A 12,552-nucleotide genomic window follows, 5' to 3' on the forward strand; every position below is an offset into this window, starting at 1 on the left:
GTGAGGGGATTTATCCCCGATGGGCAGCGGAGCTGACCCAAGCCATTAAAAAGCGATCGTCAGAAAGTGTTAGTTTGGCGATCGCTTTGCAGTCGATCGGGGATGAATCCCCTCGCTACAGGTTCCATATAAACCAGTTACTCGCGCTTCAGTCGCTTCACTTTTTGATAAAGCGAATCTGTGAATTCCTTCCGATCGCTAGAATGGTGGCAGCGTCTATGGCAATTCGGACACAGTGCAACTGTGTTGCTTTTGCGATCTCTACCCTGCTGTGCCAAATGCTTAACGTGATGAACTTCAAGATATGGCTCTCCATCCATTTCGAACGGAGCCGGTTGCCCGCAGCCTTCGCAGATACCCTTAGCGTTATCGAGAATCCAACCTTTGATTTTGGAGTTTCGAACAAAGTATTTGGTTATGGTCACCCCTTGTTGAGGCGGTGCATCATTTTCCGGTTCGCTTACGAAGTTCGGTGTTCTAGTGGGCTTTATGTGGCGATTGCGAATTGCAGCCTCGTCAGAAGGAGAGCCGATACTCCGAGTCAGAATAGCTTTTGACTCTAAAATTTTGGTTAGGCGCGCAGTGATACCTGAACCAAGGTTAACTTTTGGTTTGTAGTGAACAATCGTCTTCAGCCCCAGCTCATCAAACAATGCCGAGATGTTCTGCAGGCGATAGTCGATCGACTTGGTATTACGATTAGCAAGTACACCGTCCTGCAGATGCTTGTGCTCCGCAGACTTGTTGAATTTTTCATCGTTTGGATATCTCACTTGAATCGAGAGATAGGCATCGACAGAGGCTTCCAATTCTTCATCGGTCCAGCCTTTTTGTTCCTTTTTCGTATCCATACAGTCGCCGAGGGTTGAAAACCCTCGGACGATACTGAGTGGCCATTACTGCTGTCTACGAAAATTCCTACAGAAAACAGCGACGGATCCCGCGCAATCCTACAAACCTCTCCCTAGCCCATCGAGTGCTTCGAGGACTGAAACACCTGCGTAACCCTCCGCCACCAGGGTTTCTCTAGAGAAGCTCGTCGTAGATTTTGATCATTTAACAGGTAAGGCATATCCCGAAGCCGAATCCAGCCCTCATCCTGCCAATGCAGCAAACTCAAAGACATCTCCGGCCAATCCAACAAACTCAACATTGGCCGATTTGAATCTCCTGAATCCGCAGCATCCCGCAATGTCGGCACTACCTCGTTGGTCAGCCACTCGCGAAACAACCGATTCCCCGGAACGTAGTGATAAACCAACAGCGCGTACACCCCAGATTCACTGAGCATCAGATGCTGTTCAGGTTCTCGAAAGTACTCAATCCACATGACGCGGCGTTGATCGCTATCTAGCTTGTTGACCACCCGATCATTCAGGTGGAAGCCCATCAAACGGCCAACATCCCGGGCGGAGAACCATGGCTGGTTTTCGAGTAGAAGGGCATGCAGAGAAAGGTTGTGGCGAGAGAATACTGTTACCGAGCATGGATCAGACATATCTATGACCTCTACGTTTTGGATTTTGGGAGGACCTGACCCCAACGTAGAGCGGACTTAAGAAATCCCAACGAGCAGAGCAGTTGTCACCGACGAATCACACGTCTCTGTCACTGACCAAGCTTTCTACGTTGGGCGTTTCTTAGGCACCTGCGATAGAGCTTAGTAGTGCTTGTAGCGGGCTTCAATGGGACGCGGCTGTAAGTGCTGTAGGAGATTGAGCGCTGTGACGTAGGCGTAAAAAACGATTACCAACCGTCCATAAAAAAGCCCCGATCAGATCGGGGCTTTTCGCATTCTCGACTTGGCGACTCAAGCAGCAATCGCCAAATCGTGCCAAGCGAGACCATTAGTCCCAGCTCAACGCACCACCAGTTTGGTATTCGATCACACGAGTCTCAAAGAAATTCTTCTCTTTCTTCAAGTCCATAATCTCGCTCATCCAAGGGAACGGGTTAGTCGTCCCTGGGTACTCTTCTTTCAAACCAATCTGCGACAAACGACGGTTAGCGATGAACTTCAGATAGTCCTCCATCATCGCCGCGTTCATGCCCAGTACGCCGCGAGGCATGGTGTCGCGGGCGTATTCGATTTCCAGCTGCGTACCCTGCAGGATCATCTGGGTCGCTTCTTCCTTCATCTCGGCATCCCACAGGTGTGGGTTTTCGATTTTGATCTGGTTGATCACGTCGATGCCGAAGTTCAGGTGCATGGATTCGTCGCGCAGGATGTACTGGAACTGCTCGGCGACGCCGGTCATTTTGTTGCGGCGGCCCATGGAGAGGATCTGGGTGAAGCCGCAGTAGAAGAAGATGCCTTCCAGTACGCAGTAGTAGGCGATCAGGTTGCGCAGCAGTTCTTTGTCGGTGTCCGGGGTGCCGGTTTCGAACTTCGGATCGGAGATCGAACGGGTGTACTTCAGGCCCCAGGCTGCCTTTTTGGCGACCGATGGGATCTCGTGGTACATGTTGAAGATCTCGCCTTCATCCATGGCCAGCGATTCGATGCAGTACTGGTAGGCGTGGGTGTGGATCGCCTCTTCGAAGGCTTGGCGCAGGATGTACTGGCGGCATTCCGGGTTGGTGATCAGGCGGTACACGGCCAGCACCAGGTTGTTGGCAACCAGGGAGTCGGCGGTGGAGAAGAAGCCGAGGTTGCGCATCACGATGCGGCGCTCGTCGTCGGTCAGGCCTTCCGGGTTTTTCCAGAGGGCGATGTCGGCGGTCATGTTGACTTCTTGCGGCATCCAGTGGTTTGCGCAGCCGTCCAGGTACTTCTGCCAGGCCCAGTCGTACTTGAATGGTACGAGTTGGTTGAGGTCGGCGCGGCAGTTGATCATGCGCTTTTCGTCAACGGCGACGCGGGCGGAGGCGCCTTCGAGTTCAGCGAGGCCTTCGGCGACGTCGAGGGAATCCAGTGCAGCCTTGGCGCGGGCCACGGCGGCCGAGTCGTCGGCGGTCACGGCGCGGGCTTCCAGCGCTGCGGCACCGCCGGCGCTGTCGAGGCGGTCCATGTTGGCTTCAGTAGCGTGGCCGGCGTTGGCGCCTTTCACGGTTGCTACTTCACTGTCTTCTTTGTCGAATTCGTCCCAGCTCAGCATGACGTGTCGTCTCCTGCGTGAGGGCCTGTCGCCCCGTGTGAAACCTGATTGGTTGGTTTTTCACACGGTCGTACAGACCGCGTTGGATCTTAAGGAATCGTTTTTTGCGGCAGCCAAGGCAGGCAATAAAACAGAATTTTGTACGGGTTTCCGAGAGCCTCTGACGGGCGCAGATCAGCGTTGACGCTGCTGCGGGGCTTCAGAATGGCTTTTGCTCCCTGTAAGGGAATATTGCTGACCCGATTAGGGCGGCATTATAGGGAAAAAAACACGGCTGTGCTGAGGCGAATCCGCGCATGGCGCGGTCGAGGAGGCTGGTTTTTCGATGAGAGTGCGGGTTTACAGGGCTTTGCCGGGGATAGATTTTTTTTCGTAAAAATCTCGCGATTGTGGAATTGCTCAAAAAACGAACAAAAAAACCGGGTTTTCACTACATCTAGTGTTTTGCAAGCATTTTTGACGACTCCAGACACAACTGAGCCCGACCGAAGCCGGGCTGGAATCGACCCTCAAATGAGGCGTTGAGCGGTCCGATTCGGTGCAGTCTCAATCATCAATTGGTGCAGCCATTGCCCATGACGCTGTAACGCAGGATGTGGCGCTGACCCTTGGAGTCGTCGTACTCCATTTTCATCGGAACAACTTCGCAGACGTTTGGAACTTCGCTCATGGACACTACGTTGGCGATGTCCAGGTGAGTCGAGTAAGTGTATTCCTCGATAGCCGGTTGTTGCTGTGCGACATCAGTCGGGACCTCGTCTGCCATGGCGGTTGCGCACAGACTGCTGAGGGCCAGAACCAATAAAGCTTTCATTTCAGATTTACCTTTTTGAGGTCGAGTGGGGTCACGCAACCTTTTTAGGGTTGCGTGTGGAACTTCATCATTTGCAGTTATTACTTGAGAGCTGGATTAACGGCCTTCGTGGGGGCTGTAACGTTGTTAATCGCGTTTGCCTTGTCGGCGAGGTGGATTTTAGGCAGGTGGGGTGGGGGTAAACAGGTGGGGTTTTGATAAACACTTTTGGTGGTTTTGGTAACAATCCCCACAAAACACCGCCCAACCCTTGTAGGCGCTGCCGAAGGCTGCGATCTTTCGCCTTTGATTTTTGCAAAGCAAGATCAAAAGATCGCAGCCTGCGGCAGCTCCTACAACCATCGTCGAATGGTTCTATGGGGCCGGCCCGGCTACAACGGGGTCATACAAAAACAACTATTCCACCGAGGTAAGAAAGATGAGTGCGGCTTCTCTGTATCCCGTTCGTCCCGAGGTTCTGGCCAATACGCTGACTGACGAGGCGACCTACAAAGCCATGTACCAGCAGTCGGTCGTCAACCCTGACGGTTTCTGGCGCGAGCAAGCCAAGCGCCTCGACTGGATCAAGCCTTTCACCACGGTGAAGCAGACTTCCTTCGACGATCACCATGTCGACATCAAATGGTTCGCCGACGGCACCCTGAACGTTTCCTACAACTGCCTCGACCGTCATCTGGCCGAGCGCGGCGATCAAGTCGCAATCATCTGGGAAGGCGACGATCCTTCCGAAAGCCGCAACATCACCTACCGCGAACTGCACGAACAAGTGTGCAAACTGGCGAACGCCCTGCGTGGTCAGGACGTGCATCGCGGCGACGTGGTGACTATCTATATGCCGATGATCCCCGAAGCCGTGGTCGCCATGCTGGCCTGTACCCGGATCGGTGCGATTCACTCGGTGGTGTTCGGTGGCTTCTCGCCGGAAGCCCTGGCGGGGCGGATCATCGACTGCAAATCGAAAGTGGTGATCACCGCTGACGAAGGCATTCGTGCCGGCAAGAAGATCTCGCTGAAGGCCAACGTCGACGACGCGCTGACCAACCCGGAAACCAGCAGCATCCAGAAAGTCATCGTGTGCAAGCGCACCGGTGGCGACATCAAATGGAACCAGCATCGCGACATCTGGTACGAAGACCTGATGAAAGTGGCGGGCACCGTCTGCGCGCCGAAAGAGATGGGCGCTGAAGAAGCGCTGTTCATCCTGTACACCTCGGGTTCGACCGGCAAGCCGAAGGGCGTGCAGCACACCACCGGCGGTTATCTGTTGTACGCGGCAATGACCCACGAGCGCGTGTTCGACTATCGTCCGGGCGAAATCTACTGGTGCACCGCCGACGTCGGCTGGGTCACCGGCCACAGCTACATCGTCTACGGCCCGCTGGCCAATGGTGCGACCACCGTGCTGTTCGAAGGCGTGCCGAACTACCCGGACATCACCCGGGTGGCGAAGATCGTCGACAAGCACAAGGTCAACATCCTCTACACCGCACCGACCGCGATCCGCGCAATGATGGCGTCGGGTACCGCTGCTGTTGAGGGTGCGGATGGCAGTAGCCTGCGTCTGCTCGGTTCGGTGGGCGAGCCGATCAACCCGGAAGCCTGGGACTGGTACTACAAGAATGTCGGCAAGTCGCGCTGCCCGATCGTCGATACCTGGTGGCAGACCGAAACCGGCGGCAACATGATGAGCCCGCTGCCCGGTGCGCATGCACTGAAGCCGGGTTCGGCGGCACGTCCGTTCTTCGGCGTGGTGCCGGCGCTGGTCGACAACCTCGGCAACATCATCGAGGGCGAGGCCGAGGGCAATCTGGTGATTCTCGATTCGTGGCCGGGTCAGGCGCGCACTTTGTATGGCGACCATGACCGCTTCGTCGACACCTATTTCAAGACCTTCCGCGGCATGTACTTTACCGGTGACGGTGCGCGGCGTGACGCCGATGGTTACTACTGGATCACCGGGCGCGTGGACGACGTGCTCAACGTTTCCGGCCACCGCATGGGTACCGCCGAGATCGAAAGCGCAATGGTCGCCCACCCGAAAGTCGCCGAAGCGGCGGTGGTCGGTGTGCCGCACGACATCAAGGGGCAGGGCATTTATGTCTACGTCACCCTGAAGAATGGCGAAGAGCCGAGCGAGCAACTGCGCCTGGAACTGAAGAACTGGGTGCGCAAAGAGATCGGCCCGATTGCTTCGCCGGATGTGATCCAGTGGGCGCCGGGGCTGCCGAAGACTCGTTCGGGCAAGATCATGCGGCGGATTCTGCGCAAGATCGCCACGGCGGAGTACGAAGGGCTGGGCGATATCTCGACCCTGGCGGACCCGAGTGTGGTGCAGCATTTGATTGATACGCACAAGACGATGAATGTGGCTTAAGCCTCTCTGATGCATTGAAAAGCCCTGTCCGGTGATGCCGGGCGGGGCTTTTTTGTGTCAGGTGGGTTTGTGCTGGCTGTGCCGGCCTCATCGCTGGCAAGCCAGCTCCCACAGGTTTCCGAGGTGTGAACGGGATTTCAATCTCAATCGAAATCCCTGTGGGAGCTGGCTTGCCAGCGATAGCCATCTGTCAGACGCCGCAGTATTCCCCTGTCAGAAACCCAAACCACCCAACCAATAATTATCGATCTCCCCCGTAAGACATTTCCCGCTGTTACCGCCTGCCTTCCACGTAACCGAATGTGTAACCGCCCGCGTCAAACCGGGGCGAAGGGAAACGCATCGCCCCGTTTTAGAGCCTCAAAATCCCCGCTGAAAAATAAGACCCAACGCTGCGCTTGCCGGATTAGAAGGGTTTGCGAATAATAGGCCCGCAATTTGCAGCATAGATCGGTTCACTGTCTTTCGCTCTTGCATGAATTTGCAAGGCTGTCAATGCGCTCAAGCGGGTTTCTCTGTGCATCTGTAATTAGTTGTCGCATTGAAGAAATATCGGCTTCGGGCCTGTCGTTAGAATGCCGATCACTCGCTCATCGTGGCTGACGTTGAAACCCCTGGTGGTTTCAACGGGAAATTTCCCACCGATGCTGCACCGCTTTCCCGATTCACCCATTCGCATATTGGGCTGTCGCTCACTCTGCCGTTTTTGCCCTTTACCGATGGAGTCCCAAGATGAAGAAACTTGTGCTGCTTGGCGCCCTGGCACTGTCCGTGCTGTCGCTGAATTCCTTCGCTGATGAAAAACCTCTGAAGATCGGTATCGAAGCGGCTTATCCTCCGTTCGCTTCCAAAGCGCCGGATGGCAGCATCGTTGGTTTCGACTACGACATCGGCAATGCCCTGTGTGAAGAAATGAAGGTCAAGTGCCAGTGGGTCGAGCAAGAGTTCGACGGTCTGATCCCGGCACTGAAAGTGCGCAAGATCGACGCGATCCTGTCGTCCATGTCGATCACTGAAGACCGCAAGAAATCCGTGGACTTCACCAACAAGTACTACAACACCCCGGCCCGTCTGGTCATGAAGCAAGGCACCGTTGTCAGCGACAACCTGTCTGAGCTCAAGGGCAAGAACATCGGCGTGCAGCGTGGTTCGATCCACGAGCGTTTCGCTCGCGAAGTCCTGGCTCCGCTGGGTGCTGAGATCAAGCCATACGGTTCGCAGAACGAAATCTACCTCGACGTGGCCGCCGGTCGCCTCGACGGTACCGTGGCGGATGCCACCCTGCTGCAGGACGGCTTCCTGAACACTGACTCCGGTAAAGGCTTCGCCTTCGTCGGCCCGCAGTTCACCGACGTCAAATACTTCGGCGACGGCGTAGGCATCGCGGTGCGCAAGGGCGACGCGCTGAAAGACAAGATCAACGCGGCGATCGCGGCTATCCGTGAAAACGGTAAATACAAAGCTATCCAGGACAAGTACTTCGCCTTCGATATCTACGGCAAGTAACACGTCTCTGCGACAAGTCAGAAATGGCGCAAGCAACAGGATCTCTGCGGTTTGCGCCATTTTTTCATCCCAACTTTCGAGGACCTGAATCATGTTGAAAGGCTACGGGGCTGTCATCCTCGATGGCGCATGGCTGACGCTTCAGCTCGCCTTGTCGTCCATGGCCCTGGCCATCGTTCTCGGGCTGATCGGGGTCGCGTTGCGCCTGTCGCCGATTCGCTGGCTGGCGTGGCTGGGCGATCTGTATTCCACGGTGATTCGCGGGATTCCCGACCTGGTGCTGATCCTGCTGATCTTCTACGGCGGTCAGGACCTGCTCAACCGCGTCGCGCCGATGCTTGGCTATGACGACTACATCGACCTGAACCCGCTGGCCGCCGGTATCGGCACCCTCGGTTTCATCTTCGGTGCCTACCTGTCGGAAACCTTCCGTGGTGCGTTCATGGCGATCCCCAAGGGCCAGGCCGAAGCGGGCATGGCGTACGGCATGAGCAGTTTTCAGGTGTTTTTCCGGGTGATGGTGCCGCAGATGATTCGCCTGGCGATTCCCGGCTTCACCAACAACTGGCTGGTGCTGACCAAGGCCACCGCGCTGATTTCGGTAGTCGGTCTGCAAGACATGATGTTCAAGGCCAAGCAGGCGGCAGACGCCACCCGCGAGCCTTTCACCTTCTTCCTCGCAGTGGCGGCGATGTACCTGGTGATCACCAGTGTCTCGTTGCTGGCGCTGCGTCACCTTGAGAAGCGCTACTCGGTAGGCGTAAGGGCGGCTGATCTATGATCTTCGACTACAACGTCATTTGGGAGGCCATGCCGCTGTACCTCGGCGGCCTGCTGACCACCTTCAAACTGCTCGCGCTGTCGCTGTTGTTCGGTCTGTTGGCGGCACTGCCGCTGGGCCTGATGCGCGTTTCCAAGAACACCGCGGTCAACGGCATCGCGTGGCTTTATACCTACGTGATCCGCGGCACGCCGATGCTGGTGCAGCTGTTCTTGATCTACTACGGTCTGGCCCAGTTCGAAGCGGTACGTGAAAGCTTCATGTGGCCGTGGCTGTCCAGCGCGACGTTCTGTGCGTGCCTGGCCTTCGCGATCAACACCAGCGCCTACACCGCCGAAATCATCGCCGGCAGCCTCAAGGCCACGCCGAACGGCGAGATCGAAGCCGCCAAGGCGATGGGCATGTCGCGCTTCAAGATGTACAAGCGCATCCTGTTGCCATCGGCCTTGCGTCGGGCGCTGCCGCAATACAGCAACGAAGTGATCATGATGCTGCAGACCACCAGTCTGGCGTCCATCGTGACCCTGATCGACATCACCGGCGCGGCCCGTACCGTCAATGCGCAGTACTACCTGCCGTTCGAGGCGTACATCACCGCTGGCCTGTTCTACCTGTGCCTGACCTTCATTCTGGTGAAGCTGTTCAAGCTGGCCGAGCGTCGCTGGCTGAGCTACCTGGCCCCGCGGAAGCACTGATATGGAACGCATCGACCACGTATTGCCGTGGAGCCATCTGGGCAGCGAGCGCAAGATCTCGGTCTTCCGTTTTGGGAGCGGCGAGCGCAAGGCCTACATTCAGGCCAGCCTGCACGCTGATGAACTGCCGGGTATGCGCACCGCCTGGGAGCTGAAAAAGCGCCTTGGCGAACTCGAAGCCCAAGGCCTGCTCAACGGCGTGATCGAGCTGGTGCCAGTCGCCAACCCGCTGGGCCTCGGCCAATTGCTGCAAGGCAGTCATCAGGGGCGCTTCGAGGCGGGCAGCGGCAAGAATTTCAACCGCGATTTCGTCGAGCTGAGCGCGCCGGTTGCAGCGGCGCTGGCCGAGCGTCTCGGTGACGATCCGCACGCCAACATTCGCCTGATCCGTCAGGCCATGGCTGATCATCTGGCGGCATTGCCCGAGGCGAGCAGCCAGTTGCAAGGCATGCAGCGCGTGTTGCTCAGCCATGCCTGCACCGCCGATGTGGTGCTGGACTTGCACTGCGATGCCGAAGCCGCGCTGCACATGTATGCACTGCCTCAGCACTGGCCGCAGTGGCGTTCGCTGGCCGCGCACCTGAATGTGAAGGTCGGTTTGCTAGCGGAAGACTCTGGTGGCAGCTCCTTCGATGAGGCGTGCTCGTTACCGTGGCTGCGTTTGTCGCGGCAGTTCCCGGACGCGCAGATTCCGCTGGCGTGCCTGGCGACGACTGTCGAGCTGGGCGGTCAGGCCAACACCGATCGCGACGATGCGCTGGCCTGGGCCGAAGGCATTCTGGCGTTCCTCGCCGAGCAAGGCCTGATCACTGGCGAGTGGCCGAAGCCGGCCAATGAACCGTGCGAAGGCATGCCGTTCGAAGGCACTGAATTACTGTTGGCGCCGCACCCCGGTGTGGTGAGTTTTCTGCGTAAACCCGGCGAGTGGGTTGAAGCCGGGGATGAGATTTTCGAAGTGATCGATCCTGTGTCCGATCGGGTCAGCACGGTGTGTGCTGGTACCTCCGGGGTGCTGTTTGCCATTGAACGGCTGCGCTATGCCCAACCCGGTTTCTGGCTGGCCAAGGTGGCGGGGCGCGAAGCGCTGCGTCACGGGCGCTTGCTCAACGACTGACTGACTGTTTTTGTGAGAACCGACCGCATGTACAAACTTGAAGTCCAAGACCTGCATAAACGCTATGGCAGTCACGAAGTGCTCAAGGGCGTGTCCCTGAAGGCGGCAGCCGGCGATGTGATCAGCATCATCGGCTCCAGTGGCTCCGGCAAAAGTACTTTCCTGCGCTGCATCAACCTGCTTGAGCAGCCGCACGCGGGCAAGATCCTGCTCAACAACGAAGAGCTGAAGCTGGTGGCCAACAAAGACGGCGCGCTGAAAGCCGCTGATCCGAAACAGCTGCAGCGCATGCGTTCGCGCCTGTCGATGGTGTTCCAGCACTTCAATCTGTGGTCGCATATGACCGCGCTGGAAAACATCATGGAAGCGCCGGTCCACGTGCTGGGCGTGTCCAAGGCTGAAGCGCGCGAGAAGGCCGAGCACTACCTGAACAAGGTTGGCGTGGCCCATCGTAAAGACGCGTTCCCGGGGCACATGTCCGGTGGCGAGCAGCAGCGTGTGGCGATTGCCCGTGCGCTGGCGATGGAGCCGGAAGTGATGCTGTTCGACGAACCGACGTCGGCGCTCGATCCGGAACTGGTGGGCGACGTTCTGAAGGTGATGCAAGCGCTGGCTCAGGAAGGTCGCACCATGGTCGTGGTCACGCACGAGATGGGCTTCGCCCGTGAAGTGTCGAACCAGTTGGTGTTCCTGCACAAAGGTGTGGTGGAAGAGAGCGGCAACCCGCGCGAAGTGCTGGTCAATCCGCAATCGGAGCGTCTGCAGCAGTTCCTGTCGGGCAGTCTCAAGTAATCAGAGCTGCCGATATGCACCCAAATAGTGCATGCTTCGCAGCCTGAAGGTTGGCTCCAATCCCCTGTAGGAGCTGCCGAAGGCTGCGATCTTTTGCCCTTGCTTTTGACAATCAAAAGATCGCAGCCTCGTTTCACTCGACAGCTCCTACAGTGGGAGCTTTGCAGGTTTCGAGATTTGCGTTCATTTACGGGCTAGCATTGGCCCATGCCTTCATCACCGTTCTTCGTTTCGGATTGCCCGCCCATGACTGCCCATCGAATTGGTTTCCTGATTTGGCCCAGCACTAAAGCTCTGACGCTGGCGCTGGCGGAGGAGGCCTTGCGTGTTGCTCAGCGGGTGCATCCGGAGGTGGTTTACGAACTGTCGTTCCTGCAGGCCGAAGCCAATCCTGAAGCGGCGGCCGACGGAGCCTGGCAACTGCCCGGCGAAGCCTGGACCGGCAAGCTGGAAAACTTCCAGAAACTGTTCCTGCTCGCCGACGAGCCGCCGACCACCCTGGCCCCGGCCCTCAGCAGTGCGCTCAAGCAACTGGTACGTGCTGGCTGCGTGATCGGTGGGCTGTCGGCCGGTGTCTATCCGTTGGCGCAACTCGGTCTGCTCGACGGTTATCGTGCAGCCGTACACTGGCGCTGGCAGGACGATTTCGCTGAACGCTTCCCGAAAGTCATCGCCACCAGTCACCTGTTCGACTGGGACCGTGATCGCCTGACCGCGTGTGGCGGCATGTCGGTGCTGGATCTGCTGCTGGCGGTGCTGGCCCGTGATCATGGGGCCGAGCTGGCCGGTGCGGTGTCCGAAGAACTGGTGGTCGAGCGCATCCGCGAGGGCGGCGAACGCCAGCGCATTCCGCTGCAGAACCGCCTCGGTTCCAGCCATCCGAAGCTCACGCAAGCGGTGTTGCTGATGGAAGCCAACATCGAAGAACCGCTGACCACTGATGAAATCGCCCAGCACGTGTGCGTGTCCCGTCGCCAGTTGGAGCGGATCTTCAAGCAATACCTCAACCGCGTGCCGAGCCAGTACTACCTGGAGTTGCGCCTGAACAAGGCCCGGCAGATGCTGATGCAGACCAGCAAGTCGATCATCCAGATCGGCCTGTCCTGCGGTTTCTCTTCGGGGCCGCATTTCTCCAGTGCCTACCGCAACTTCTTCGGCGCGACGCCGCGGGAAGATCGCAACCAGCGGCGCAGCAGCAGTCCTTTCGAACTGTCGTCGGTGCCGCCAGAGCGCGGTTGATCCGCGTCCTGTTCAGGGGCGGGCCGAGTGTTTCGCAGCGTCGACCCTGGCCTCTTTTATCTCTCCTTCGTGGGTGTATCGGGTTGCCCGGTTGTTTCGGCGCGTGGGCGGTTGCCTGCGCTGGAAAAGTCCGCCCGGT

11 protein-coding genes are annotated in these 12,552 nt (G+C 57.7%); 7 read left to right on the forward strand and 4 right to left on the reverse strand.

Annotation, left to right across the window (positions count from 1 at the left end):
* Positions 1 to 137 precede the first annotated feature (137 nt).
* From ACTJKS_RS00420 to ACTJKS_RS00435, 4 genes are all read right to left on the reverse strand, one after another.
* Positions 138 to 851, reverse strand: coding sequence for an HNH endonuclease (locus ACTJKS_RS00420; protein WP_108183546.1), 714 nt, complete (start codon positions 849 to 851; stop codon positions 138 to 140).
* A 113-nt stretch (positions 852 to 964) separates the two neighbouring features.
* Positions 965 to 1,498 carry a BRO-N domain-containing protein gene (locus tag ACTJKS_RS00425; RefSeq protein WP_108183545.1) on the reverse strand — a complete coding sequence of 178 codons (534 nt, stop codon included), beginning with the start codon at positions 1,496 to 1,498 and terminating at the stop codon, positions 965 to 967.
* Positions 1,499 to 1,847: 349 nt separating this feature from the next.
* A complete protein-coding gene (locus ACTJKS_RS00430) occupies positions 1,848 to 3,098 on the reverse strand; it encodes a ribonucleotide-diphosphate reductase subunit beta (protein ID WP_003227292.1) in 1,251 nt (416 codons plus the stop codon).
* A 553-nt stretch (positions 3,099 to 3,651) separates the two neighbouring features.
* A complete protein-coding gene (locus ACTJKS_RS00435; RefSeq protein ID WP_003227290.1) occupies positions 3,652 to 3,912 on the reverse strand; it encodes a DUF2790 domain-containing protein in 261 nt (86 codons plus the stop codon).
* Positions 3,913 to 4,330: 418 nt separating this feature from the next.
* Here ACTJKS_RS00435 and acs point away from each other — a divergent pair, with 418 nt between their 5' ends.
* The 7 genes from acs (at position 4,331) to argR (ending at position 12,413) form a co-directional block, all read left to right on the forward strand.
* On the forward strand, positions 4,331 to 6,286 hold the full coding sequence (gene acs, locus ACTJKS_RS00440; protein ID WP_047295856.1) for an acetate--CoA ligase: 1,956 nt from the start codon (positions 4,331 to 4,333) through the stop codon (positions 6,284 to 6,286).
* Positions 6,287 to 7,018: 732 nt separating this feature from the next.
* Entirely contained in the window at positions 7,019 to 7,792 is a 774-nt protein-coding gene (locus ACTJKS_RS00445; RefSeq protein WP_027612633.1) for an ABC transporter substrate-binding protein, read from the forward strand.
* A 91-nt stretch (positions 7,793 to 7,883) separates the two neighbouring features.
* Entirely contained in the window at positions 7,884 to 8,573 is a 690-nt protein-coding gene (locus tag ACTJKS_RS00450) for an ABC transporter permease (RefSeq protein WP_003227287.1), read from the forward strand.
* The gene (locus tag ACTJKS_RS00455; RefSeq protein WP_262948260.1) at positions 8,570 to 9,268 is read left to right on the forward strand and encodes an ABC transporter permease; all 699 of its coding nucleotides are present in this window, start codon (positions 8,570 to 8,572) and stop codon (positions 9,266 to 9,268) included. Before ACTJKS_RS00450 ends, ACTJKS_RS00455 begins: the two co-directional genes overlap by 4 nt.
* 1 nt (position 9,269) lies before the next feature.
* A complete protein-coding gene (locus ACTJKS_RS00460; RefSeq protein WP_262948261.1) occupies positions 9,270 to 10,382 on the forward strand; it encodes a M14 family metallopeptidase in 1,113 nt (370 codons plus the stop codon).
* A 27-nt stretch (positions 10,383 to 10,409) separates the two neighbouring features.
* Complete coding sequence (locus ACTJKS_RS00465) at positions 10,410 to 11,174, forward strand: ABC transporter ATP-binding protein (protein WP_003227281.1); 765 nt, start codon at positions 10,410 to 10,412, stop codon at positions 11,172 to 11,174.
* A 246-nt stretch (positions 11,175 to 11,420) separates the two neighbouring features.
* On the forward strand, positions 11,421 to 12,413 hold the full coding sequence (gene argR, locus ACTJKS_RS00470) for a transcriptional regulator ArgR (protein WP_047295850.1): 993 nt from the start codon (positions 11,421 to 11,423) through the stop codon (positions 12,411 to 12,413).
* Positions 12,414 to 12,552: the final 139 nt, after the last annotated feature.

This window comes from Pseudomonas sp. 22189 (genome assembly GCF_052045635.1).
In the GTDB taxonomy this organism is placed as follows: domain Bacteria; phylum Pseudomonadota; class Gammaproteobacteria; order Pseudomonadales; family Pseudomonadaceae; genus Aquipseudomonas; species Aquipseudomonas parakoreensis.